The sequence below is a fragment of the Lachnoanaerobaculum gingivalis genome (assembly GCF_003862475.1).
GTDB lineage: Bacteria > Bacillota > Clostridia > Lachnospirales > Lachnospiraceae > Lachnoanaerobaculum > Lachnoanaerobaculum gingivalis.
Map to the genome: position 1 here is coordinate 174,140 of NZ_RRCO01000003.1, position 26,765 is coordinate 200,904.

General features: G+C 38.8%; 21 protein-coding genes, 2 tRNA genes and 3 rRNA genes. All 26 read right to left on the reverse strand.

All coding sequences use genetic code 11. From position 1 onward, the window contains the following. Positions 1-10: 10 nt before the first annotated feature. The gene (locus tag EHV10_RS07665) at positions 11-1,273 is read right to left on the reverse strand and encodes a Gfo/Idh/MocA family protein (protein ID WP_128674137.1); all 1,263 of its coding nucleotides are present in this window, start codon (positions 1,271-1,273) and stop codon (positions 11-13) included. A 94-nt stretch (positions 1,274-1,367) separates the two neighbouring features. Next, positions 1,368-2,675: an alpha-L-fucosidase gene (locus EHV10_RS07670; protein WP_128674138.1), complete on the reverse strand. Its 1,308-nt coding sequence runs from the start codon at positions 2,673-2,675 to the stop codon at positions 1,368-1,370. A 13-nt stretch (positions 2,676-2,688) separates the two neighbouring features. Then, on the reverse strand, positions 2,689-3,549 hold the full coding sequence (locus EHV10_RS07675; protein WP_207667141.1) for a carbohydrate ABC transporter permease: 861 nt from the start codon (positions 3,547-3,549) through the stop codon (positions 2,689-2,691). 9 nt (positions 3,550-3,558) lie between these two features. Further along, the gene (locus EHV10_RS07680; RefSeq protein WP_128674308.1) at positions 3,559-4,488 is read right to left on the reverse strand and encodes a carbohydrate ABC transporter permease; all 930 of its coding nucleotides are present in this window, start codon (positions 4,486-4,488) and stop codon (positions 3,559-3,561) included. A gap of 112 nt (positions 4,489-4,600) precedes the next feature. Beyond that, positions 4,601-5,911 (reverse strand): ABC transporter substrate-binding protein, encoded by a 1,311-nt coding sequence (locus EHV10_RS07685; RefSeq protein ID WP_128674139.1) that lies wholly within the window; start codon positions 5,909-5,911, stop codon positions 4,601-4,603. 176 nt (positions 5,912-6,087) lie between these two features. After that, positions 6,088-7,341, reverse strand: a complete 1,254-nt coding sequence (locus tag EHV10_RS07690; RefSeq protein ID WP_128674140.1) for an extracellular solute-binding protein — start codon at positions 7,339-7,341, stop codon at positions 6,088-6,090. After that, positions 7,331-8,077, reverse strand: coding sequence for a response regulator transcription factor (locus EHV10_RS07695; protein WP_128674141.1), 747 nt, complete (start codon positions 8,075-8,077; stop codon positions 7,331-7,333). Before EHV10_RS07695 ends, EHV10_RS07690 begins: the two co-directional genes overlap by 11 nt. Next, positions 8,052-9,842 (reverse strand): sensor histidine kinase, encoded by a 1,791-nt coding sequence (locus EHV10_RS07700; RefSeq protein ID WP_243116104.1) that lies wholly within the window; start codon positions 9,840-9,842, stop codon positions 8,052-8,054. The genes EHV10_RS07695 and EHV10_RS07700 overlap by 26 nt, the downstream gene beginning before the upstream one ends. A 260-nt stretch (positions 9,843-10,102) precedes the next feature. Then, positions 10,103-12,046, reverse strand: coding sequence for a lysine--tRNA ligase (gene lysS, locus EHV10_RS07705; protein WP_128674143.1), 1,944 nt, complete (start codon positions 12,044-12,046; stop codon positions 10,103-10,105). 9 nt (positions 12,047-12,055) lie between these two features. Further along, a complete protein-coding gene (greA, locus tag EHV10_RS07710; protein ID WP_007594083.1) occupies positions 12,056-12,538 on the reverse strand; it encodes a transcription elongation factor GreA in 483 nt (160 codons plus the stop codon). A 490-nt stretch (positions 12,539-13,028) separates the two neighbouring features. Further along, positions 13,029-13,457 (reverse strand): flavodoxin, encoded by a 429-nt coding sequence (locus EHV10_RS07715; RefSeq protein WP_009662157.1) that lies wholly within the window; start codon positions 13,455-13,457, stop codon positions 13,029-13,031. A gap of 45 nt (positions 13,458-13,502) precedes the next feature. After that, complete coding sequence (locus EHV10_RS07720; protein WP_128674144.1) at positions 13,503-14,084, reverse strand: DUF3793 family protein; 582 nt, start codon at positions 14,082-14,084, stop codon at positions 13,503-13,505. Positions 14,085-14,182: 98 nt separating this feature from the next. After that, positions 14,183-14,833 (reverse strand): RluA family pseudouridine synthase, encoded by a 651-nt coding sequence (locus EHV10_RS07725; protein ID WP_128674145.1) that lies wholly within the window; start codon positions 14,831-14,833, stop codon positions 14,183-14,185. Then, positions 14,823-15,146 (reverse strand): GIY-YIG nuclease family protein, encoded by a 324-nt coding sequence (locus EHV10_RS07730; protein ID WP_128674146.1) that lies wholly within the window; start codon positions 15,144-15,146, stop codon positions 14,823-14,825. Before EHV10_RS07730 ends, EHV10_RS07725 begins: the two co-directional genes overlap by 11 nt. Next, a complete protein-coding gene (gene cysE, locus EHV10_RS07735; RefSeq protein WP_128674147.1) occupies positions 15,146-15,850 on the reverse strand; it encodes a serine O-acetyltransferase in 705 nt (234 codons plus the stop codon). The genes EHV10_RS07730 and cysE overlap by 1 nt, the downstream gene beginning before the upstream one ends. A 33-nt stretch (positions 15,851-15,883) precedes the next feature. Continuing rightward, positions 15,884-16,681 carry an HAD hydrolase family protein gene (locus EHV10_RS07740; RefSeq protein ID WP_128674148.1) on the reverse strand — a complete coding sequence of 266 codons (798 nt, stop codon included), beginning with the start codon at positions 16,679-16,681 and terminating at the stop codon, positions 15,884-15,886. Further along, positions 16,681-17,895 (reverse strand): trigger factor, encoded by a 1,215-nt coding sequence (gene tig / locus EHV10_RS07745; RefSeq protein WP_128674149.1) that lies wholly within the window; start codon positions 17,893-17,895, stop codon positions 16,681-16,683. The genes EHV10_RS07740 and tig overlap by 1 nt, the downstream gene beginning before the upstream one ends. A 30-nt stretch (positions 17,896-17,925) precedes the next feature. Next, positions 17,926-19,320: an aminopeptidase gene (locus tag EHV10_RS07750; RefSeq protein WP_128674150.1), complete on the reverse strand. Its 1,395-nt coding sequence runs from the start codon at positions 19,318-19,320 to the stop codon at positions 17,926-17,928. 12 nt (positions 19,321-19,332) lie between these two features. Further along, positions 19,333-20,031, reverse strand: a complete 699-nt coding sequence (locus tag EHV10_RS07755; protein ID WP_009662151.1) for a S1 RNA-binding domain-containing protein — start codon at positions 20,029-20,031, stop codon at positions 19,333-19,335. Between the two features lie 213 nt (positions 20,032-20,244). Continuing rightward, on the reverse strand, positions 20,245-20,781 hold the full coding sequence (gene rbr / locus EHV10_RS07760) for a rubrerythrin (RefSeq protein WP_009219421.1): 537 nt from the start codon (positions 20,779-20,781) through the stop codon (positions 20,245-20,247). A gap of 70 nt (positions 20,782-20,851) precedes the next feature. Next, positions 20,852-21,268 (reverse strand): Fur family transcriptional regulator, encoded by a 417-nt coding sequence (locus EHV10_RS07765; protein ID WP_128674151.1) that lies wholly within the window; start codon positions 21,266-21,268, stop codon positions 20,852-20,854. Between the two features lie 201 nt (positions 21,269-21,469). Next, positions 21,470-21,542, reverse strand: a tRNA-Gly gene (locus EHV10_RS07770). Between the two features lie 59 nt (positions 21,543-21,601). Then, a 23S ribosomal RNA gene (locus EHV10_RS07775) occupies positions 21,602-24,489 on the reverse strand. A gap of 364 nt (positions 24,490-24,853) precedes the next feature. After that, positions 24,854-24,927 (reverse strand) — tRNA-Ile (locus tag EHV10_RS07780). Between the two features lie 106 nt (positions 24,928-25,033). Next, a 5S ribosomal RNA gene (rrf, locus tag EHV10_RS07785) occupies positions 25,034-25,151 on the reverse strand. 66 nt (positions 25,152-25,217) lie between these two features. Next, positions 25,218-26,749 (reverse strand): 16S ribosomal RNA (locus EHV10_RS07790). The 16S, 23S and 5S rRNA genes sit together here with 2 tRNA genes alongside, the layout of an rRNA operon. Positions 26,750-26,765: the final 16 nt, after the last annotated feature.

The window sequence follows — 26,765 nt, forward strand, 5'->3', positions numbered from 1 at the left end:
TAAACCACACTCATTCAGCATTTGGCCTTGTGTACTGTTTGAAATTAACCACTGCTTCATTTACTCTTGATTCCTCTGCCGCAAGAGCCATTAAGTGACTTTCCACCGAAATATCCGCATTTGTTTTTCCTTTTTTTCCTTCTCCTACCATTCTGACAAAGTCCTTCATCATATTCATATCGCTTCCACTATGTCCTTTTGTTGGAGTATGCAATTTTATAACTTCATTTGTACCGCTTACAAACTCTGTTACTTCGATTATCCCGGCTTCCATATCTCCTTTTATTTCACCTTTGGTTCCCATCAATCGGATTCTTCTTGCACATTGATTTGTAAATGCCGTCATCAAAAATGATGCTGTTACCTGATTTTCAAATTCGATTTCTACTGTCTGATGATCAACTACTGTATTATCCGAATAAAACACGCATCTTCCATATTGCCCTTTCTTCAATGCATCCAATATATGTTTAGAATCTGCATTGTCGGTCACAGCATATACAAGTCCATCTTCTACCGCTTTTGAATGCTCCAGATAAAATCTTGGTGCATAGAACGGACATTCGTCACGGTGGCTGCATCCGTCCATACAATATCTTGGCGCTCCCTTAGGTGCATTTTCCTCCGAAAAGTATGTTAATTTTCCAAAAGAACTTATCTTCTTACAAGAGCTCTCTGCAAGCCATAGTAAAATATCCATATCATGACAACATTTTTGTAAAATCATTGGGCTTGACTCTTTTTCGTTTCTCCAATTTCCTCTGACAAAACTATGGACATGATGCCAATACCCTACTTCCTCAATATGCTGAATTGTAATTAATTGACCTATCTTTTTTTCTTCTAATAATAATTTTATTTTAGAAAAAAATGGAGAATAACGTAAAACATGACATACTGATAAAATCCTGTCGTATCGTTTTGCCATCTCTCCCATTTTTATTATTTCCTCTTTATCCGGTGACATTGGTTTCTCACATAGTACATGGTATCCTTTTTCCAACGCCGTTACCACCGGTTCATAATGCATCCGGTCCTGCGTACATATCATTGCACAGTCTGCTATTTTTTCTCTTTTTAATAGTTCTTTATATGATTTAAACTGCATTTCCTGCGGAATATTATGTTTTTTTGAAAAGGCCTCTCTCCTCTCCGGATCCGGTTCCGCAACAGCCACTATCTTAAATTCATTTGGATGATCCAATGCATATTGAGAATATACATATCCACCTCTTAATCCTGCACCTATTAAGATACTCGTTACCTGCTTCATCTCACTTCTCCCTTGTTATGGGATAGTATCTTGTTTTAATTTAAGATACTATCCCAATTAAATATTTTTAATTGAAAATAACTATAGCTGTATACTATTCTTTTAATTCAATTTTCAGTACTGTATCTTTTTCATCTGGTAACGGATATGTAAATACGGGGTCTTCTCCAAATGAAATAAATGCAATATCCGGATAAAGTGCGGTGTTCCATGCTTCTCCGCGTCTTACTTCACTTCCATCTGCCAAATAAGTGATTTTGTCCAATTTGTCCGGTGCAATTCCATATAAAGGCAAAGCTCCCAATGGAGTTTCATAGACATGTGCATATATTGTATTTCCCTTCTGTGTATATCTTCCCCAATCCGGTTTTTCCAACTTGGATATACCACATCCATATATACTTTCTTTATTTTTACTCATCCATTTTCCCAAATCTGTCAGAATATTTATACTTTCCTGCGGAATATTTCCCTTTGCATCAGGTCCCACATTCAAAATCATATTTCCATCTTTGCTTACGCATTCTACAAGCTTTCTTACAAGCATCTGTGGAGTTTTGTACTGATGATCGAATTTACAATACCCCCAATGATTATTCATTGTTGTACAAAGTTCCCATGGTATCGGTTCACCTTTTTCATCGCATACTCCCTTTGGAGGTATGATCTGTTCCGGACTTGCAAAATCACCACTGTAAAATAGCGGATGTTCTGTTGCAATACTTCCATGGCTCTCTCCTGAACCCTCTAATCGATTGTCAATAATCACATCCGGCTGATATGAACGTACCATTTTTATCAATTCTGTTGCTTTCCATTTTTCTCCTGTCATGTCATCATAAGAGAAATCAAACCAAAGAAGATCCAGCTTTCCATATCCTGTCACGAGTTCTTTCACCTGTCCATGCATGTACTCCAAATAGCGTTCAAAATCTATTTCTTCATTTTCATAAGCTTTATTGTTTCTCATTGGATGCTGACGATCCCCAAATTTAGGGAAGTCCGGATGATGCCAATCAATAATTGAAAAATATAAACCAACTCTCAAATCTTCTTCTCTGCAGGCGTCTACAAACTCTCTTACAAGATCTCTGCCTGCTTTCGTATTTGTTGCCTTATAGTCTGTAAGTTTGGAATCAAACAGACAAAAACCGTCATGATGCTTGGCCGTCAAAACTGCATACTTCATTCCGGCTTCTTTTGCAAGTTTAACCCATTTTTTAGGATCATAATCTACCGGATCAAACTGTTCAAAATATGTCCTATATTCTTCAACCGTCATTTCCTTTTGTGACATTATCCACTCTCCACATGCCGGAATAGAATATAATCCCCAATGTATAAACATTCCGAATCTGGCATCCATAAACCATTTTGTTCTTTCTCTAATCTCTTGATTCATTTATCTTCTTCTCCTATCCTTTTACTGCTCCACCTGATAATGCTTCCACAAAGAATTTACTAAAAATACAGTACAATACCACCGGTGGAAGAATAATTACTACCATTGCTGAAAATAAGCCGTTGTAATTTGTATTAAATGATGTCGTAAAAGTTGAAAGCAATGCCGGAACAGTCAATTTTTCTCTTGTAATCAATACAAGTGACGCCCAGTAGTATTCGTTCCAATTATTCAAAAATGCCAGTACTGCCGCTGTCATAATTCCCGGTCTTGCAATTGGAAAAATAACCATCAGCCATGTTTGAAAATACCCGCATCCGTCAATTCTGGCTGCTTCTTCCAACTCTCTCGGAATATTATTGTAATAATTTTTAATAACAAAAAAACTTACCGCTATTCCACTGCATGAATAAATCAGAATCAATGCCGCCCTTGTATCATACAAGTGAAGATTATTGATCAAATTGTATACAGGATATGTCAAGGCTGTTGCCGGAATAAACATTGTTGAATACAGCAAAATATTTACTAATGCTTTGCCTCTGAATTCCATTCTTGCTACCACATATGCAGACATGGATATCATAACTACACTGATTAATACAGACATTCCCGCTACAAATAAACTGTTGCCAAAATATCTAAGAACATGAAGATCTCTAAATGTGGAAATATATCCATCTATACAAATAGAATCAGGAAGTTGAAATCCCGGTCTTGCCATAGGATCTTTTTTTAGGCTGGAAAGTACAAGCCAAATCAATGGAACTAATGATACAGTTAATGCCCATATGAGGCATAAATATGTAAAAATCTTTGTTCCAATCGGCATATCTTTAACTGTTTTTTCTTTTTTAAATTTTTTCAATGTCATAACTCCCCTCTAATGTTTTTCTTTTTTATATGACAAACTGTATACAAAACTAACTACAAGAATGATAACCATTCCTGCCAGTATTTGTATCATTGCAACTGCATTTGCTCTTCCAAACTGAGTTCTCGGACTCGTAATAGCAAGTTCACGTATCACATAACTGATACTATAAGTTCCCGCCGCTCCCTTCGTTAAAAAATATACTTCGTTATAGAGAAGGAATCCTGATGTTGCCGCAAGGACTGATACTGTTTTTAAGGTTCCTTTAATCATTGGAATTGTAATATGCAGGTCCTGTTTTAAACCACTTGCTCCATCCAGCATGGCAGCTTCTCTTATCTCCTCCGGTACAGCCATAATATTGCCAAGAATCATTAAAGTCGTAGTTCCTGTAAAGAATATATAGGCACATGTCATAGCAACAAATGCAGGTCCTTTTAATAAGAGTATGCTGTCAGAAAAGTCTTTATTAAACAAACGAATTATAGGATTGATAATTCCATAGGACGGATTGTATAATTGCAAAAAAATCACACCCATAGCAGCCGTTGATATCATATTCGGAATTATATAAACAATTCGTACAAATTTAATTCCTTTTACTTTTCTGGATAGTGCCAGAGCAATTAATGTCGCAATCGGAATTTGTACAACTGCTCCCACTATCGCCCATTTTGTTGAGTTTTTAAGTGCCTCCCAGAAAAATGGATACTTGTTAAAAATATAATTATAGTTGTTCCACAAATCATTCCATCCAAAAAATTCAGGACTTGTAATGTTGGTATAATCCCATTTACAGAATGATGTTACAAATACAGTAATAATCGGATATAAATAGAACACACAAAAAACAAAAAGTGTTGGTGCCAAAAACGCAATAATAAACCCTGTTCTCCTCATACCTAATTTACTTTTTTTCTTTTTAGGTCTGTTTACCATCTCCAATTTTCTACCTCCTATTATAAAAGCCCTACAATAAGGTTTTCTCATTAATTAAAAACGGGAAGGGACTTATCCCCCTCCCTTTTTATGTAGTCTTTTTTCAGATAACTTAACCTATCAATGCAAGCAATTCTTTCTTAAGAGATTCAAATCTCGCATCCACATCAGTTCCTGATACTGCACATTCCATTAAAGCATTTATAATCGCCTTATCAACATCAGACCCCCATGTATAATTCATATCAATTACAACAGTATCTGCTGAATTAACCTGTGAGCATGCTTTTGCAAGCTTAATTGTTGCCGCATCACCACTCTTCTGGGCTAATGCATTAAGATCTACAGTTGTATTACAAGGGTTAGCCTGTACTTCTGTAAATATCTTTTCCTGTACCTCTTTGCTTGTCATATACTTGATAAATTCAAGAGCCAATTTTGTTTTTTCATCGCTCATCTTATTGGAAACAGCAAGTCCACCACCTGCTGATGCAATAGCTACATTACCCGGGAACAATGAAGGTTCAATAGAATCAACAAGTGATGCATCTATTCCGCTTGCATTCCATACACCATTAAACAAAACACCTACTTTTCCGTTTGTGTTGAATTCAGCCATTAAATTTCCATTATCATCTGTTGTATGATCCGATCCGTTTGCCTGATCCAATTTTGCCGCTGTCTTAAATGCATTTGCAAACTCATCTGAGTTAATTATTTCTTCTGTAAGTTCAGATTCCAACATCTTCTTTCCGTTTTCTGTTGAAGCCATTATACTATTTACTATATAGCTTGATCCTTGACCACCGATATAACCATAGGTTCCGTCATTCAGAGCTGATATCTTCGTCATTGCTTCTCCAAAAGAATTCCAATCTTTCAATGCATCTGCAGATACCCCTGCCTTTTCAAAAACAGAGGAATTATACCAAAGTCCACGGCTCTCAATCTGATCATGTACGGCATATATATGTCCATCCATATCATGCTGTGTATAATTAAGTCCTACAGCATCCTGAAGTTTATTTTCATCAATATATGGCTTCAAATCATATACGAGATTCTGTGAAATTGCTGACTGAGGTACTCCGGCTCCACCAACATCAACCATATCCGGAAAAGATCCTCCTGCAACCTTTGCACTTACAATATCATCTCTGTTCTCTACAGGAATTGGCTTAAATGTCACTGCTCCATCTGCATGTGCCTTGGCAAATTCATCATAAATATCACGCATTACCTGTGCTGCAGCCCATTCGCTTTTATCCTGATAATATCCATGATAAAACTCAAGTACATTTTCATCACTTGATGCCGCCTTTTTATCTACCTCTGTTTTTTGGGAATCACTGCTTGCGCATCCGGCAAGAACAGATACTCCCATTGCAGCAATCAATAATACACTCAATAATTTTCTTTTCATACCATCCTCCTCGTTTAGTATTTAATATTTTCATATACTTTATGTTTTTATTTTATTATTTTCTTTATGTATTTTGAATGAAGCAAATTTACTTAATCATGTATTATCTTTACATATAAACAAAAAGAGCATGTAAAATATTTACTTTAACTGCAATATTTTACATGTTCTTTTAATCATCTGATTCTTTTATCTATATTATCCACCAACTCCTGCTTATCCATCTCATTTGTCAACACTTTAAAAATATTATCTGTAAAGTATTCTTTTTGTGATGCCGACCAAACATTATCAGGTATCTCAATTTTTCTTTCTGCATCCAACACCAATGTTGCTGCCTGATACATTCGATTTTTTTCATTCTTATACTTTTCCAAAGAAATATTTGGATTCGCCGGAAATTGCTCTGTTCGTTCCAATATCTGTATCTGTACTTTTTCACTGAGAATATACTTCAAAAATCTTACAGAAGCATCCTCTCGCTCTTTACTGCCGCTCTTTCCAAGCACATACCCCAAACTTGCCGATTCACAGGACATGGATATCCCGTCTTTAGTGGGCAATAATGCATATTTTGCATGTATTTTTTCTGAAATCATAGGTGCTCCCCATACACCATTCACATAAATAGCAAGTCTACCTTCATTAAAAAGTCTTGTCTCATCTCTATAGCTATATGATGTATTTTCAAATGTTGAAAAATGATAAATACTTTCCATCTTTTTTAAGGTATCTACAAAATCCTCATCACTAATTTCACTTATAGAGTCCTTCTCACTAAATAACATGTGGTCCATAAAGTATAGATAGCCTTCTGCAGACGGTCTTAACGGCTTCACTTCAGCACTCTCTTTTTTTGCCCATTCATTGATCCGATCACACATAGCAATAAATTCATTCCATGTACCGGGAAGTTGCCTCACTCCCGCTTTTTCTAAAATTTCTTCATTGTACCAATATCCACCGCTCAAAGAAAGTACATCAACGACCGTATAAAGATTACCCGCTTTTGTTGTCCAATATTTTTTATTTGTTTTAGAAATATCTCTGTCAAATTCCGAATCTTCTTCTAAATATGGTTGAATATCCAATGCCATATTATTCTCGACCATAAAATTATATATGCTGTTTTCACCCATTCCGCTAAAGGCAATTATATCCGGTGTATCGCCTACCATAATCATATCCTCAACTTTACGCAATGTTTCATTTCTTGTCGGCATAGAAATCAATCTAAGGTTAATGTCCGGATTCTCATTTTGAAACTGTTCATATATTTGTCTCATTGCAACATGATCAGCTTCTGTTCCACCCCATGAATGTATTACAGTGATTGTTACTTTTTTCTTTTCTTTTTCACATCCGCTTAACATGAAACAGATTAGCAGTATCCACATCAATAACAGAAGCTTTTTCACCTTATTCTTCATTTTCTTCCTGCTTTCTGTATTCTTTTGGTGACAGTCCTGTGATTTTTTTAAACATCTTTGAAAAATAACTGGCATCCTCCACACCTACCAATTCTGAGATTTCATAGGTTCTCATATCAGTGTTTATCAAATAGTCTTTTGCCGCTTCTATTCTTAGATTAAGAATTGTATCAAATAAATTTTTTCCCTTCTTTATCTTATATACCCTGCTCAAATAACTGCTGTTAATATGTAATGCCTCTGCAATATCATCCAGTGATAATTTCTTTTTATAATTCTGTTCTATATAATGATCTATCTGTTGTATTAATGATAGCTGCGCCAATAGGTCTTTTTCATTTTTTTCTATCTCTCTTTTCAACTGATTTAGATTTCCTGTAGCTTTTTCAATTGCATCCGGAAGTTCATCCATGATGGAAACCTTTAAAACATAATCACAGATGCTATATTTAATTGCAGTTTTTGCATATGAAAAATCAGCATATGCAGTCAGAATAATAACTTGGGTTTCCGGATATGTTTCATATAAATATTTACATACATCCATACCATTTACTTCCGGCATTTGAATATCGGTAATTACAATATCCGGTTCTTCCTCTTCTATCTTATTTATTAACTCTTGCCCGTCATCCACAACATCTATCAGATTACAATTCATTTTTTCCCAATTTATTAATTTTTTTAATGCTTCTCTAATGTATGCTTCATCATCTGCCGCTACTACTTTCCACATAATTTATGCCTCTTTCTACCGGAATTATAATTTCAATCCTAGTTCCATTACCTTTTTCACTCCATATCTTGAATTCATAGTTATCTCCATACAATATCTGAAGCATTCTTTTTGTATTCTCAAATCCTGTATGTGTATGTTCTACCTTATATTGCTCATCCTGAATATTTACTTCGATTTCCTTTTCTCCCATTCCCACACCATTATCTTCTACACAAATATGAAGCATTGAGCTTCTATTTTCCTTTTCTGTAAATTCTTCATGCAGTCTAACAACAATCCTGCCCTTTTCTTTTTGTGGCTCTAACCCATGAGAAACTGCATTTTCAACCAGTGGTTCTATCAACAATCTTGGAATCATATCTTCATATATTCTGTCATCTTCCACATAAATATCATAAGAAAGCTTTTCCTGATATCTTTCTTTCTGTAAAATAAGATAAAATTTCACAATATCCAATTCCTCTTTTACTTTGATCTTTATTTCTTTTTCACGAAAGATCTTCCCTTGCATCAGCTTTGAAAAGGCATTTAAACTTTGATACAGATCCTCATTTCCGGCCATCTTTGCCTTAAGGCTAAGCATTGCCAATATATTAAATTGAAAATGAGGATTAATCTGTGATTGAAGATATTTCACTTTGGATTGTGTTGCTATTAATTGCTTTTCATATACTTCTGTAATCAGATATTCTATTCTGTCTGCCATCTCATTAAACACAGTTCCTATATCATGAAATTCCTGAATAGATGAATCCTCTATTCTTGCATTAAGTTCCTGCTTACCAAATGCCTGTATACTTGAAATCATTTTCGTAACAGGCTTCGTAAATCTATAGCTGACTCCATATGCCACAATAAATGTAAGAGCCAGAACTATTCCCAATCCAATCAAAAAAATAACCAATATAGGACGAAGTATTGAAAAAATATTGCTTTGATCTACCGTTGTAATTAATCTAATATCAAAACCGCAGACATCCGCATATCCTATAACTTTCTCTCCTCCAACATTTCGCATTCCCGACCAAACTGCTTCCGTTTTACTTAGTTTATCTATTATTTCTGCTTTTTCCTCCGGAAAAAGCAGAAAATCATTGCCTGATAAAAGCATCCATGAACCGTCTTTATAATTACTTACATTTTCAAATACAGCATCTATTGCTTTCAAACTAATTTGAGCTATACCGATCCCTTTTTCTTCCATTTTATCATCATAAATTCTAAAAAGTATATTCAGATTCTCTTTGTCTGTTAACGAAGCATATCTATTACCATCTGCTTTAAACCATCTTTGCATACTTCGGTATTTATTTTCTTCTTCCATTTCAAAAGCCAGTGTTGTGGCATAATAATGCTCATTAATACATTGATCATTATTATTAAACAAATATAGACTTGTAACAAAAGGAAGTTGCTGATTTACTCTATTTCTGTCTGCAAATAATTCCATACTGTACGAAAGTTGTTCTTCTACTACTTCTCTATCAAATCCGTTATTTTCAAAGAAATCATCCAGTAATATGTTATGTCGAATAGATATTGCTCCATCTGCTATAAACTGCATGTGAGATTGATACTGCTGAGATGTACTTTTCAAAACGTACTCTATATCTTCTTTTGTTTTTTGAAAAAAGAATGAGAAGAACACATAAAGAATAGCAAGTACAGCTGATAACAGAGTACATGCGGATGTTCGTAACATTAGACTTGTCATTTCTTTTCTAAGAGTATATTTCTTTTTTTCTTTTACTTTTTGCCACATAAACTTCACCATACTATCCCAAAAAGTTATTTTTCTACTTTTAGTATTTTTAGTTTAACACACGCATACTGCTCAGTCGAGATTTTTTATCAAATGACGTTATCTCTTAATTTGAGAATGACAGAAGCCATATCCCGTTTCTACCGACTAATATATAAGACTTAACTAAACATATAATTATAAAATCACACTAAAAAAGGACGGAAGTATCCTCCCATCCTCTTCATTTATACATTTTTATTTAATCATGTTTTCTTTAATTAGTACAACTTAGCTCCTGCCGGTATATGATTATCTACCATGATAAGGTGAAGCTCTTCGCCCTCGCCCTCTTTAAGCTCATTTACAGCACTTAAGAGCATACCGCATGACTCAATGCCCATCATTGCTCTAGCCGGAAGATTTGTGATCGCAATAAGTGTCTTTCCGACAAGCTCCTCCGGCTCATAGAAATCATGAATACCTGAAAGGATTGTTCTGTCCTTACCTGTTCCGTCATCCAAAGTGAACTGTAAAAGCTTCTTGCTCTTTGGCACTGCCACACAATCCTTTACCTTTACAGCTCTGAAATCTGATTTTGAGAATGTATCAAAATCTACACACTCTTCAAAAAGTGGCTCTATCTTTACATTTGAAAAATCTATCTTCTCATTCGGTGTAAAGAAACCGCTCTTTGAGTCGGCTGAGTCTGTATCATTTCTGGCTATATTTGGCTTATCAAGACTCTTCATTGTAGGGAAGAGTAATACATCTCTGATTGCAGGTGAGTTTGTAAGCAACATTACAAGTCTGTCGATACCGTAGCCGATACCTCCTGTAGGCGGCATACCTATCTCAAGAGCATTTAAGAAGTCTTCATCAGTATGATTTGCTTCCTCATCTCCTGCTGCAAATGCTTCTTCCTGTGCCTGGAATCTCTCTCTTTGATCTATCGGATCGTTAAGCTCAGAGTAAGCATTTGCCATCTCTCTACCATAGATAAAGAGCTCAAATCTTTCTACATATCTTGGATCGCTTGGCTTTTTCTTTGTAAGTGGTGACACCTCTATAGGATGATCCATTACAAATGTAGGCTGTATAAGTTTCTCCTCTACAAACTCCTCAAAGAAAAGATTAATGATATCACCTCTTGAGTGACGCTCTTCAAACTCAATGCCTTTTTCCTTTGCAAGTGCCTTTGCTTCTTCGGTTGTCTCTATCTTGTCAAAATCAATGCCTGAGTATTTCTTTATAGCCTCAACCATTGTAATTCTCTCAAAAGGCTTTCCAAGATCTATCCTTGCCTCGGCATAAGGTATTGTAGTAGTACCACAAACTTTCTCTGCAAGGTATCTGAACATATTTTCAGTAAGATCCATCATACCGTGATAATCTGTATATGCCTGGTAAAGTTCCATAAGTGTAAACTCAGGGTTATGTCTTGTATCAACACCCTCATTTCTAAACACTCTTCCTATCTCATATACTCTCTCAAGTCCACCTACAATAAGTCTCTTAAGGTAAAGCTCAAGTGAAATACGAAGCTTTACATCTTCATTTAAAGCATTGAAATGTGTATTGAAAGGTCTTGCGGCCGCACCGCCTGCATTGCTTACAAGCATAGGGGTCTCAACTTCCATGAATCCCTGACCGTCAAGGAACTTTCTGATTTCTGTTATTATTTTTGATCTCTTTATAAATGTATCTTTTACATCCTCATTCATTATAAGATCCACATATCTTTGACGATATCTTGTATCTGTATCTGTAAGTCCGTGAAATTTCTCAGGAAGCGGCTTTAAACTCTTTGAAAGCAACTCTACCTTTGTAGCGTGTAAGCTTACCTCACCTGTCTGTGTCTTGAAAACTTCACCTGTAACACCTACGATATCACCGATATCAAGCTTCTTGAATGCTTTGTATTCGTCCTCTCCTACAGAATCTCTTGCTACATATGCCTGTATTCTTCCCTTTAAATCCTGTACATGACAAAATGACGCCTTACCCATGACACGCTTTGACATAAGTCTACCTGCAATCTTGACACTTTTTCCGTCTAATTCCTCGAAGTTGTCCTTTATATCTGCACTATGCTTTTCTACATCATACTTTGTGATAAAGAAAGGGTCGTTGTTTGCCGCCTGTAACTCTGCAAGTTTGTCTCTTCTTGCCTTTAAAATATGATTCAGGTCCTCTGTTGTCATTGGTTCATTGCTATTTGCCATATTTCCTCCTTAAGATACTCTTTGTATTCCTAATACCATATATTCCGAAACACCTGCCTGTGTTTCTACAACTGCTGTTTCTCCGATTTTTTTACCGAGTAATGCTTTACCGAGCGGTGACTCATTGCTTATCTTACCGGCAAGTGAATCGGCCTCTGTAGAACCTACAATTTTAAAATCAAGTTCATCATCAAATTCTTTATCAAGAATCTTTACCATACATCCGATACCGATTGTATCCAGATCGACCTCATCCTCTACAACAACTTCAGCATTCTTTAAAAGGTTCTCAAGTTGCTCTATTCTGGCCTCTATATCTCTTTGCTCATCTTTTGCGGCATCGTATTCTGCATTCTCTGAGAGATCACCCTGTTCTCTTGCCTCTTTTATCTTTTCAGCAATTTCTTTTCTCTTATTTACCTTTAAATCCTGTAACTCATCCTCTAAGTTCTTAAGTCCCTCATAAGTTAATATATGCTTTTTTTCTGCCATATTTCCTCCATTTTGACTTCTATTTCACTCTTACTAAGTAAAACCGTCCTTAATTTTTCATTTTTGAAGCCAAAACTTCAACTTCAATCAAACTTTAAGATTAGAAAAAAACCACTATACCGGCGTATGTGGCGAATTCAATACTTAATCTAACTAGTTCCGTGAGATTATACTATGACATACCGTTTATGTCAAGCGAAAACACTTTAATTGAAGGCAATAAATTTATAATAAATTTACACTATTATATATATTTTTTACCAAAGAAAAAGACAGGCTTGCTCAAGGCCTGTCTTTTAAGTAAGAGGAAATTTCAATATGTGTAACACTGTATATTATCAAATAAGGTTGCTCAAGTCTTACTTGATAGTATATGATAGTTTTCACCACCATATTGTTTGTGTAACGGTTTTCACCACTACACTATATATTATGACAGCTTTCACTGTCATATCTTAAATTAGGTTGTCCTAATGTAAGACCAAAAAAATTAAAATGCAGCTAACTGCTTTCCTGCCGCTTCCAATGCAGCTTTTGCATCATCATCAGGCTCAAGGTTTGCTATAATACCTTCTCCACCGATAATATTTGCTCCGGCATTTTGCATACGCTCAACCCATAATCTCATCCACTCTCCATCGCCCCAGTCATATGAACCGAATAAAAGAATGTTTTTACCTGATACCTTGCCTTCTATCTCTGATACAAAGCTATCAACGGACTCGTCAAGCTCCTCTGCACCCATTGCAGGACATCCGATAGCAAATGCAGGCTGTGCAAGTAATTCATCTACATTAACACTGTCTACAAATACAAGTTCAGGTGTTCCGCCTGCCGCCTTTACTCCTTCAGCTATCACATTTGCCATAGCTTCTGTGTTTCCTGTTGAACTCCAATAAACAATAATTGCTTTTTCCATATTTTTACTCCTTAAAAGAATATTTTATAGGCATATAAACCATTATCAACAAGCTATATTCTCAAGCCTGTTTCCGGCTAAGAACTCGTCAATAGCAATCTCTCTAGCCTCATCATAGCTTAAAAACTTTTCTCTGGTCTCTTCCAGATTGCCATATATTTTCCAATATCCGCTATGTAGATATCTCTCTCCTTTGTTTTCAAGGAAGCCCTTTATATCACATATAGGATATCCCAAAAATACTCCTACCTCATGAGGAAACTCTTTAATTTTATTATAAAAACCGTTCATCCTCTGATGCAGTCTGATAAGATTTGATATGAAATCATCTCTCCTATATCCAAACTCTCTTAAATAGTCACTAACCTCTGATCTTTTAAGATACTCTTCAAGTTCTTTTGCTCTGTATATCAAAACCAAATGTCTCTTCTTACAAGTGCAAAGAATCATCAAGCTGATACTTGTTTTTCTTAGTTTCTCACTTATTATGGCCAACTCTTTGTCATTTAAAAAGAGCATTCCGGAAATTCTTTTCCCCTTCAATACCGCTGCATTTTGAATAATGAGTCTCAGCTCCACACTGTCATCTTCATTCGATGCAAGCCTTTTTACTATATCAACGGGCATACCTACCTCCGTTTTCTTTATTCTTAAAGAAAATTTATTTCCCTTGGTTAGTACTCCCTAACTTTATCATTTTATATGTTCTTTGTCAATACTTTTTTTCAAAAATCTGCATTAATTTTATAATTTAATTCCATACCTGTTTTAGGGTGCTTAAAGCTTAAGTTTACAGCCGCCAAAGAGAGTACTTTGTCCTCATCCGTCTTAACATTTGCAAGTCTTTTATTATACTTGTGGTCCCCATACAGCGGGAAACCGTGGCTTGCACACTGGAGTCTTATCTGATGATGTCTTCCTGTTATAAGATTTATTCTAAGTCTTGTGATATATCTGTCGTCCTTCTTATATGACTCCAGTACTTTATACTTTAATACAGCTTCTTTAGCTCCTGTAGTACTCTTTTCAACAACCTTACTTACATTGTTATCAAGTTTCTTTATAAAGTCTGTAAGCTCTCCTTCATCACTTTCAGGAAGTCCGTCTACCAAAGCTTCGTAGGTCTTTTCTATATTCTTTTTTCTAAGCTCATTGCTGAGGATTTCTGTAGCTTTTTTATTCTTACCGTATACCATTATTCCGTATACCGGCTTATCCAACCGGTGTATCACTCCTACATAGGCGTCTTTTCCCATATGCTTTTTTAACAGGCTGACCATATCCTCTTCAAAACTGTTACTTGATTGACTTGATATTCCCCTTGGCTTGACTGTCACTATTACGTCTTTATCTTCATATAATATCTTAAGATTCATCTATCAACATTTCCTTTTCAAGCTTCGTTAACTGTTTTATTTCATATTCTCTTTGCATTGCCGCTACTTTATCTGCATATACCTCAAAATAAACCAATTCAACCGGCAATTTTGCTCTGGTATATTTAGCACCTTTTCCGGCATTGTGAGCCTTGACTCTTTTTTGTATATCAGAAGTCCATCCGCAATATAAACTGTTATCATTGCAGCGCAAAAGATATACAAATGCTTTTTCTTCTAAAAAAGCAGACAAATCGAAAGTCGAATAACCGACTCCCAATCGTCTGCTTACTGTATTTAATTCTGCTTTCATCAGATTACCCAATCGGCAAACTCTGTGGTATCTCTACCGTCTTCCAGACAGCTTGTATCAATACCGTTTTTATTCAGCAGTTCTTCCATTTTTCTTATTCTCGCATTCATTATATCTATGGTCTCTGCGAGCTTAGAAATGTCCGCGTTCACCTGCGCAAGTTTGTGTTTTCTCTCTACAACCTGGCCGTTTAATCTAACAGGCTTTGCAGGAATACCCACTGCTGTGGAATCACTTTCCAGAGGTTTTAATAAAACTGAATTTGCTCCTATAGATGCATTGTCTCCAACCTCAAATGAACCCAGTATTTTGGCACCTGCACCGACCATTACATTCTTTCCAAGTGTAGGATGTCTTTTCCCCTTGGCTGTTCCTACACCTCCAAGAGTCACTCCTTGATACAGTGTACAGTTGTCACCAACCACCGCTGTTTCTCCGATCACAATACCTGCTCCATGATCTATAAGTACTCCGCTGCCTATTTCAGCCCCCGGATGTATCTCTATCATTGTAAAAAATCTTGAAATCTGTGATATCCATCTTGCTATAAAAAACATATGCTTTTTATAGAACCAATGTGCAATTCTATGCATAATCAAAGCATGTACGCCTTGATATAAAAATAAAACCTCAAACGCACTTCTGGCCGCCGGATCCCTGTCCTTTACAGCCTGTACATCTTTCCAAACATCTTTGAAAAACATAATCTCTCCAAATACTAATGTCAATGAAAGTTACTATATAAGTCCAAGCTCTTTCATTGATAAATATATCCCATCTTCTGATACTTTTTTTGCAAAGTATGTAGCATATTCTTCCAATGCGGTGTCATGCTCTCCAAGAAGTATTCTGTTCCCGGCTCCGCATGTAAACATCGGCAAATCATTCATACTATCCCCAAATACATAAGCATCTTCCAATGCTATATTGTAATAATCCAGCACTTGAAGTACAGCTTTTCCCTTTGAACAAGGATATGGCACACATTCATAAAATCCTGCGCCTCGATCTATTATATCAAAATCATTGCATTCAGCAAAAAATGATTTCAGATCACTCCTTGAAAATCTCGGATCGTCTATAATGCAGAATTTATCAAAGTCATAATCATCTTTTTCAAATTCTCCCACAGACGGTTCTACAATGGAACATATCGCATCAAATATATTCTCTGTAATCTCAGGATATACAAAAGGTTTGGCAGGAAAATAAATTCCCTGCCTCGCCTCAAGCATACCTTCAACATTAAATTTCTTTAACAGTTTTTTTATTTCAATGCCTCTGTTATGATCTATCCTCTTCTCAAAGATGGTCTTGTCTCCGACAACTATCTGCGTTCCACATCCACAAATATAACCGTCCATATTAAATCTGTTTTTAATATTTCCTATTATACATTCTACTCTTCCGGTATTTATAAATGTCAAATGTCCGGCCGCTCTCGCTTCTTCTATAGCCTTTAATGCGGATTTAGGCACCTGTTTTGTATCATTGTCAATCAAGGTACCATCTATATCAAAGAATAGTGCTTTCATTATTGTGCCGCCTCACTGCCTTCGGCAGGTGCACTCTCAGAAGCTTTGCTTTCTCCCTCAACTTTAGTCTCTTCACTTGCACCTTCTTCACTACCCATAGTCTCACCGTTGATGTTTACTGTAACATCTGTTCTCTTGGCATTGTCAAGAATAAAGTTTACAACTTTATATGTCTTGGCTGTTTCTTCAACCTCATCTTTACCATACTGCTTTATAAGTTCGTCTTTTGTCAAAGAACCGCCGTTTAAATCTACAACTACCTGGTAATCCTCATCTGTAAGAGACATTTTCTCTTTCTTATAGATTTCTCTTGTGACAATAACCTGCTTAACATAGCTCTCAGCCTGATTTCTGATCTGTGTTTTGAGCTCATCCGCACTCATGCCGTAAGCTGAGGCATACTGATCAAGATCCATGCCATACTGTGTAATCATATTATCGATAGGCTTGTAGATATTATTATATTCAAAATCAATAGCCTCATCCTTCATTTCAAATTTTGAGTCTGCAATTACGGCTGCAATCGCATTGTACTGATCCTGTGATTTTGCGCTCTTACTTCTTTGTTCCTCAAGATTTGCCTTCACGGCAGCTCTAAATTCATCTACTGTTTTCTGCTCACCGTTTGTATGCTTAGTTACCCACTCATCTGTAAGAGTTGCAGGAGATGAAACTGATATTGAATTTATCTTTACGTCAAATACCACTGCGGCTCCGGCTAAATCGGCATTATTATAATCCTTAGGGAATGTAAGATCAAGTTTTACATCTTCTCCGATGCTGTGACCTATAAGTCCCGCCTCAAATCCTTCGATAAAGCTGTTGCTTCCGATTACTAAATTATAACCTGTTTCAGATCCTCCGTCAAAGGCAACTCCGTCCTTTGTTCCGAAGTAGTCTATATTTACAGTATCGCCTTCCTGTACAGCTCTGTCTGTTACTTCAACCACGTCAGGATCTTGCGTTAATTCAGTATTTATCTGTGCTTCCACATCCTGATCACTTACACTTGTATCGATATTAGGTATTTCCACACCGATATACTTTCCAAGCTCGGCTGTACCGTAATCACTTGGTCTTTTAACATCTGCATTTGCCTTTGATTCTCCCTCTGCTGTTGTCTGAGTCTCAGTAGCATCTTTTTTTTGTATACCGCATGCGCTCATTGTAGCTACAACAACCATTCCTATCAAAGCTAACTTTTTTAATTTCATAAATAAAAACCTCTCACCCTGCACCTGACATTATAAATAAAACGCCTTAAATGCAAGATATGTATTATATAAATCTAATTTTGATATCACCTCATATGGTGAATGCATAGAGATTACGGGAACTCCCAAATCTACTACATCTATATTCATCATTGCGACATACTGAGCAATAGTACCGCCGCCACCAATGTCAAGGGCGCCCAATTCTCCTATCTGCCAATGTACATTGTTTTCTTCCATTATTGATATAACTTTATTCATAAACTCTGCACTTGCATCTGATGAAGAATACTTTCCTCTGGAACCTGTATACTTTGTAAGTACACAACCTCTATTCAGATATGATGAGTTGTTAGGCTCAAACACATCAGGGAAAGTAGGATCAAATGCGGCATTTACATCTGATGAAAGACATGATGATTTTTCACATAATTCTTTTACATCAGCACCGAAGCTCTGTGCCAAATACTCTATATAGTCATACACAAAGTGAGAATGAAGTCCTGTATTTCCTGTTGAACCTATCTCCTCTTTGTCTGCAAGTATCGTAACTGTTGTATACTTAGGATTCTTTGCTTCAATCTCCGCTATAAGTGCAGGATAAGCACAAACCCTGTCATCATGACCGTATCCTCCTACAAGTGAGCGATCAAGACCTATATCTCTTGCCTTTGTTGCAGGGACAAATTCTATCTCCGCCCTGGCAAAGTCTCTCTCTGTAACACCGTACATATTATTTAATATTTCAAGTGTCTTAAGCTTTACAGCCTCTTTTACATCATCGGTATCATCAAACGGCAACGTTCCGAGAAAAATATTTAATTCCTCACCTTTGATACCTTCCGACAGTTTTCTTTGATCTTGTTTGCTTGAAAGATGAGGAAGCAAATCACTTATATAAAATACCGGATCCTCCTCTTTTTCACCAAGATTTATCTCAACAAAACTGCCGTCTTTTCTAAATATAACACCATGCATTGAAAGCGGTATGGTTGCCCACTGATACTTTCTTATTCCACCATAGTAATGAGTCTTGAAATATGATATCTCACTCTTTTCATAGAGTGGATTAGGTCTGAGATCAAGTCTTGGAGAATCTATATGTGCTCCGTTAATTCTCAAACCTTCAGTGATAGGCTCACTACCTATTGTAGATGCAAGTATTGCTTTTTTTCTGTTTACTTTATATACCTTATCCCCGGCTTTATAGCTCTTTTTAGGGTCAAAGACTGTATATCCGTTTGCCTCAAGTAAGCTGACAGCTTCTTTTACCACTTCTCTCTCAGTCTTTGACTTGTCTAAAAATTTCTTATAGCCTTCAGCAAACTCCTGAGCTTTTGAAATTTGCTCAGGAGATTCTTTTGCTATATGAGGATATTCAAATGAAAGTTCTTTTTGCAGAGCTTTTGCTTTACTTTCTGCCATACGAACACTCCTTTAGTCTAATTTAATATCCTTTAATAATCCTGCTAAAGATGTAGATGCAACTCCCTTTTCTACATATTTAAAGCCCTTTGAAGGATCCTTAGGTTCTACATTTTCCTCAAGTGCTTTCTTTGAAAGTGAAATCTTTCCATCTTTAATACCTGTTACTTTAACCTTTACAGTCTCGCCCTCTTTAAGTACTGCAGCAGGGTTCTTTACTCTTTGATTTGAAATCTGTGATACGTGAAGCAATCCTGAAATTCCGTCTCCAAGATCGATGAAAGCTCCGTAATCCTTGATTGAATCAACCTTACCCTCAAGAACATCGCCAACCTTAACGCTGTCAAGTTTAGCCTGTCTCTCCTTCTTAGCCTCTTCTTTCTCAATTGCTCTGTGGCTGAGAACAAGTTTCTTCTTAGCAGGCTCTGATGTAATTACAACAACCTCAAGGCTCTTACCGAGGAACTCGTCAAGATTCTCTACATACTGTGTAGATAACTGACTTGCAGGAATAAATGCTCTTACTTCCTCTAAGAATGCGATACATCCACCCTTAACAACCTCTGTAATCTTAACCTTTGCAACAGTCTTCTCAGCTAACATCTTTTCGAAGACATCCCACTTTCCTGCATCCGGATCTTCTTTTGTATCCATAGTTTTATATGATTCTTCAAGCTCCTTCTCAAAATCCTTCATTGTCTCTTCTGCCATGTTGACCTCCAAAATATTTTATTTCGTTTTAATAACAGCAATTTACCTTGCTTGCTTTCTTTCATAAAACAATAGATATTATTATATCACATCTTCACTGCATTTGACTATAGCTGCGACAAATATTAAAAAGCTCCCCGATTGAGCTGTCGGGGAGTATATACCTAATTTAAGATTTTACACTATTGTGAAGATGTTTAGTAAATCTAAATATTAATAATTTACAGTCATTCTCTCAAAGTATGCCTGTGGATGAGCACAACATGGACATACTGTAGGAGCATCAGCACCCTCATGGATATATCCACAGTTACGGCACTTCCATCCAAGAGGAGCATCTCCCTTGAAAGTTCCGTCATTCTTTAAATGCTCAAGAAGCTGAAGATATCTCTTCTCGTGGCTTGCCTCAACCTTTGCTACAAGCTCAAACTTCTTTGCAAGAGCCTCAAATCCTTCTTCTCTTGCTTCTCTTGCCATACGAGCATACATATCTGTCCACTCAAAGTTCTCACCTGCTGCCGCATCTACAAGGTTCTCCTCAGGTGTTCCGATTCCGTGGAACTCCTTAAACCACATCTTTGCATGCTCCTTCTCCTGCTCTGCTGTCTCAAGGTAAAGGGCTGCCATCTGCTCATATCCTGCCTTCTTAGCTACTGAAGCGTAATATGTATACTTATTTCTAGCCTGTGACTCACCTGCAAATGCATCCATTAAGTTCTTCTCTGTTTTTGTTCCTGCGTACTTTGACATAAAAATTTCCTCCTTATAAATATCAAAATTACTATATTGATATGAAATGCCGACTTAAAAGATTCAAAGGCTAAACAGCCTTTTTTGAATCCATATAAATCATTTTTTGATAACATTCCTTACAATAACCATAAAAAATAAGCGAATGATTTTCTACCACTCCAATATCACTATGCACCGCCTTATCGTTTAAATCTTTTGCAATATCGGCCGGCAAGTCAATGAGCTTTGAACATGCCTTACATGAAAAATGATAATGTTCGTTGGTATTATAATCATACCTTTCAATTCCGTTTTGAGCGGAAATCTTGTTTATGCGACCAAGCTCGGCGAGCAAGCCGAGATTTCGATAAACAGTACCTAAGCTAATCTTAGGATCATCTTTTCGTAGTGACTGAAAGAGCATATCAGCTGTAGGATGATCGACTCTAGACTTCAAGTTGTCTAAGATAGCCTCCCTTTGTCTACTGTATTTTAGATCCTTCATGTATATCCCTTTCTAAAAATAAGAATCATTACTGTTTAAGTATAGCACCTAATATTATATTGTCAAGAAAAATATCCTATTATATATAATGTATGCTTTTTTATACATATTCATGTATTCCATTTTTAAAAAGGTCAGCAAATCTTTGAGTAACAAATGTATACAAAATAAAAAGAAGCCTTATAATAAGACTTCTTTCAGAGCGCGAGACGGGACTCGAACCCGCGACCCCGACCTTGGCAAGGTCGTACTCCACCAACTGAGCCACTCGCGCATAAAGGTATGTACCTTCAAAACTGCCTACCAAACTAAAAAAATAAATTCCTTATCCTTTTGGTTAAACCCTCGACCTATTAGTAACCATCAACTTAATACATTACTGTACTTATATCTTGGCCCTATCTACCTCGTAGTCTTCAAGGGGTCTTACTGTTTTCACATGAGATATCCCATCTTGAGGGGGGCTTCACGCTTAGATGCCTTCAGCGTTTATCCCGTCCCGACATAGCTACCCTGCCATGGAGTTACTCTCCAACAGGTACACCAGCGGTCAGTCCGTCCCGGTCCTCTCGTACTAAGGACGGCTCCTCTCAAATATCTTACGCCCACGCCGGATAGGGACCGAACTGTCTCACGACGTTCTGAACCCAGCTCGCGTACCGCTTTAATGGGCGAACAGCCCAACCCTTGGGACCTGCTACAGCCCCAGGATGCGATGAGCCGACATCGAGGTGCCAAACCACTCCGTCGATGTGAACTCTTGGGAGTGATAAGCCTGTTATCCCCAGGGTAGCTTTTATCCGTTGAGCGATGGCAATCCCACTTTATGCCACCGGATCACTAAGTCCTACTTTCGTACCTGCTCCACCCGTCGGTGTCGCAGTCAAGCTCCCTTCTGCCTTTGCACTCTTTGAATGGTTTCCGACCATTCTGAGGGAACCTTCGAGCGCCTCCGATACTCTTTCGGAGGCGACCGCCCCAGTCAAACTCCCCGTCTGGCATTGTCCCCCGGCCGGATTACGGCCGCAGGTTAGAAATCCAGCAATACAGGGGTGGTATCCCAACAGCGACTCTGCATAAACTGGCGTCCATGCTTCTATGTCTCCCACCTATCCTGTACGAGTATTACCGAATCCCAGTACCAAACTGGAGTAAAGCTCCATGGGGTCTTTCCGTCCTGGCGCGGGTAACCAGCATCTTCACTGGTACTTCAATTTCACCGGGTGCATTGTTGAGACAGCGCTCAAATCATTACGCCTTTCGTGCGGGTCGGAACTTACCCGACAAGGAATTTCGCTACCTTAGGACCGTTATAGTTACGGCCGCCGTTTACCGGGGCTTCAATTCAAAGCTTCGTTTCCTGACTTCTCCTCTTAACCTTCCGGCACCGGGCAGGCGTCAGCCCATATACTTCACCTTGCGGTTTCGCATAGACCTGTGTTTTTGCTAAACAGTTGCTTGAGCCTTTTTTCTGCGACCACTATTCCTAGTGGCACCCCTTCTCCCGAAGTTACGGGGTCATTTTGCCGAGTTCCTTAACAATGCTTCTCCCGCCGGCCTTAGGATTCTCTCCTCATCTACCTGTGTCGGTTTGCGGTACGGGTACATATAACACAATAGCGGCTTTTCTTGACGGCTCCCTAACCGACTTCCCTACTAATTTTCGGTACGCATCACGTTTTCCCCTTGCATGGTGGTTTTTCCTCCCATACAGGTACTTCGCTTGCCCCGGTTTTTGTCCTCCCGGGTTCGGTTTTCAGTCTCCGTGTCCCCACAGTTCTGATTATATGTAGTACAGGAATCTGTACCTGTTATCCATCGACTACGTCTTTCGACCTTGCCTTAGGCCCCGACTTACCCTGAGTAGATCAGCTTTACTCAGGAAACCTTAGATATTCGGCCAAGAGGATTCTCACCTCTTTCTCGCTACTCATTCCGGCATTCTCTCTTCTTATTACTCCACCATTCCTTCCGGTATGGCTTCTACGCATCTAAGAATGCTCCTCTACCAATGTATAATATACATTCCTAGGCTTCGGTGTTGTGTTTAGCCCCGGACATTTTCGGCGCAGGACCTCTCGACTAGTGAGCTGTTACGCACTCTTTTAATGTATGGCTGCTTCTAAGCCAACATCCTAGCTGTCTTCGAAATCCCACATCCTTTTCCACTTAACACACACTTTGGGACCTTAGCCGTAGGTCTGGGCTCTTTCCCTTTTGACTACCCAACTTATCTCGTGTAGTCTGACTCCCGTCAATCATCTAGCCGGCATTCGGAGTTTGATATCTCTTGGTAGGCTTTGACGCCCCCGCAAAAATTCAGTGCTCTACCTCCGGTAGACTAATAACGAGGCTAGTCCTAAAACTATTTCGAGGAGAACCAGCTATCTCCGGGTTCGATTGGAATTTCTCCCCTATCCACACCTCATCGCCACCCTTTTCAACGGATGTGCGTTCGGTCCTCCATTCACTTTTACGCGAACTTCAACCTGGACATGGATAGATCACCCGGTTTCGGGTCTACACATACTGACTTAATCGCCCTATTAAGACTTGGTTTCCCTTCGGCTCCGTATCTTTAATACTTAACCTCGCCTGTACATGTAACTCGCCGGACCGTTCTACAAAAAGTACGCGGTTCACCTTTCGGTGTTCCACAGTTTGTAAACATAGGGTTTCAGGTTCTTTTTCACTCCCCTCCCGGGGTTCTTTTCACCTTTCCTTCACAGTACTATACGCTATCGGTCACTGACTAGTATTTAGCCTTGGGGGGTGGTCCCCCCTGCTTCCCACAAGGTTTCTCGTGTCTCGTGGTACTCCGGATACTGCTGGATTCAATATATTTTCCCTTACACGGCTCTCACGCTCTTTGGCCCGCTTTTCCAAAACGGTTCAGGTAATATATCTTACTCGTGTTGCAGTCCTCTACCCCGCAGTGCACGCACCACGGTTTGGGCTCTTACGATTTCGCTCGCCGCTACTTTCGCAATCACTTTTGTTTTCTTTTCCTCCGGCTACTTAGATGTTTCAGTTCACCGGGTTCCCCTCTGTACGTTATGTATTGGCGTACAGATACTTGGAGTTCTTCCAAGTGGGTTTCCCCATTCAGACATCTGCGGATCACTGAATATGTGCTTCTCCCCGCAGCTTTTCGCAGCTTGTCACGTCTTTCTTCGGCTGTCAGTGCCTAGGCATCCACCCTACGCTCTTTATGTTTAACCTCTTAAATCTTTTAGATTTAGTGTTTATGTATGACACTAGCGTGTATCATACACTATGTTTAAAAATTTATTTTTGTTATTTAAAATACTAACTACATTTGTAATTAGTACCTCGGATGTCTAATTATAAAATATTTATATAATTTCTCGTTTGGTATGCAGTTTTCAAGGTACATCATGCAGAGAATATCTCTGCAAATGAGACTTAAAGATTCGAACTTCAACATCTTTCATCCTTTCCAAAGGAATATCTGATGTAGTCCCCACTTGTGGTAACACCATTGCTCCGCTTCGCTGCGCAAGGTGTGCTTTTTCACTAAGATTCAAGCTTCGCTTCGCTTGCTTTCATCAAGTGAAAAATGTATGGGCTTAAGTGGACTCGAACCACCGACCTCACGCTTATCAGGCGTGCGCTCTAACCGGCTGAGCTATAAGCCCTTATTATTAAGTTTTGGTAACACCATCATCTCACTTCGCTCGATGGGGTGTACTTTTTCACTAAGATTCAAGCTTCGCTTCGCTCGCTTTCATCAAGTGAAAAATGCAGCGGCATCCACCTACTCTCCCATACCGTCTCCAGTATAGTACCATCGGCCGACCGGGTCTTAACCATCGTGTTCGGAATGAGAACGGGTGTGTCCCCCGGGCGCATCGACACCGCTAAGTTTTAACAGTACCAATCTAATTTAGTACTAAACAGTACTCACAACCCCTACTTTTATCCTTAGAAAGGAGGTGATCCAGCCGCACCTTCCGATACGGCTACCTTGTTACGACTTCACCCCAGTTATCCTCCCTGCCTTCGGCAGCTCCTTCCTTACGGTTAGGTCACTGACTTCGGGCATTGATGACTCCCATGGTGTGACGGGCGGTGTGTACAAGACCCGGGAACGTATTCACCGCAGCATTCTGATCTGCGATTACTAGCGATTCCAGCTTCATATAGTCGAGTTGCAGACTACAATCCGAACTGAGACGTTATTTTTGTGATTTGCTTGGCCTCGCGGCTTTGCTTCACTTTGTTTACGCCATTGTAGCACGTGTGTAGCCCAAATCATAAGGGGCATGATGATTTGACGTCATCCCCACCTTCCTCCGGATTATCTCCGGCTGTCTCGTCAGAGTGCCCATCTTACTGCTGGCTACTGACGACAAGGGTTGCGCTCGTTGCGGGACTTAACCCAACATCTCACGACACGAGCTGACGACAACCATGCACCACCTGTATCCCTTGTCCCGAAGGTCTAGCTTCATTACAAAACTATTCAAGAGTATGTCAAGATTTGGTAAGGTTCTTCGCGTTGCTTCGAATTAAACCACATGCTCCACCGCTTGTGCGGGTCCCCGTCAATTCCTTTGAGTTTCATTCTTGCGAACGTACTCCCCAGGTGGAATACTTAATGCGTTAGCTTGCGGCACCGATGAGTTTACCTCACCGACACCAAGTATTCATCGTTTACTGCGTGGACTACCAGGGTATCTAATCCTGTTTGCTCCCCACGCCTTCGAGCCTCAACGTCAGTTGTCGTCCAGTAAGCCGCCTTCGCCTCCGGTGTTCCTCCTAATATCTACGCATTTCACCGCTACACTAGGAATTCCGCTTACCCCTCCGACACTCAAGCTATACAGTTTCCAAAGCAGTTCATGGGTTGAGCCCACGCCTTTCACTTCAGACTTGCATCGCCGTCTGCGCTCCCTTTACACCCAGTAAATCCGGATAACGCTTGCCCCCTACGTATTACCGCGGCTGCTGGCACGTAGTTAGCCGGGGCTTCTTAGTCAGGTACCGTCATTTTCTTCCCTGCTGATAGAGCTTTACATACCGAAATACTTCTTCACTCACGCGGCGTCGCTGGATCAGGGTTTCCCCCATTGTCCAATATTCCCCACTGCTGCCTCCCGTAGGAGTTTGGGCCGTGTCTCAGTCCCAATGTGGCCGTTCACCCTCTCAGGCCGGCTACCGATCGTCGCCTTGGTGGGCCTTTACCTCACCAACTAGCTAATCGGACGCGGATCCATCTTATACCTATAAATATTTTACCCCTGCACCATGCGGTGCTGTGGTCTTATGCGGTCTTAGCGGAAATTTCTCTCCGTTATCCCCCTGTATAAGGCAGGTTATCCACGCGTTACTCACCCGTCCGCCACTAAGTCTACCTAAATTCCATCCGAAAACTTCCTCCAGGCAGCTTCGTTCGACTTGCATGTGTTAAGCACGCCGCCAGCGTTCATCCTGAGCCAGGATCAAACTCTCATATAAAAGTTTAATCTAGCCT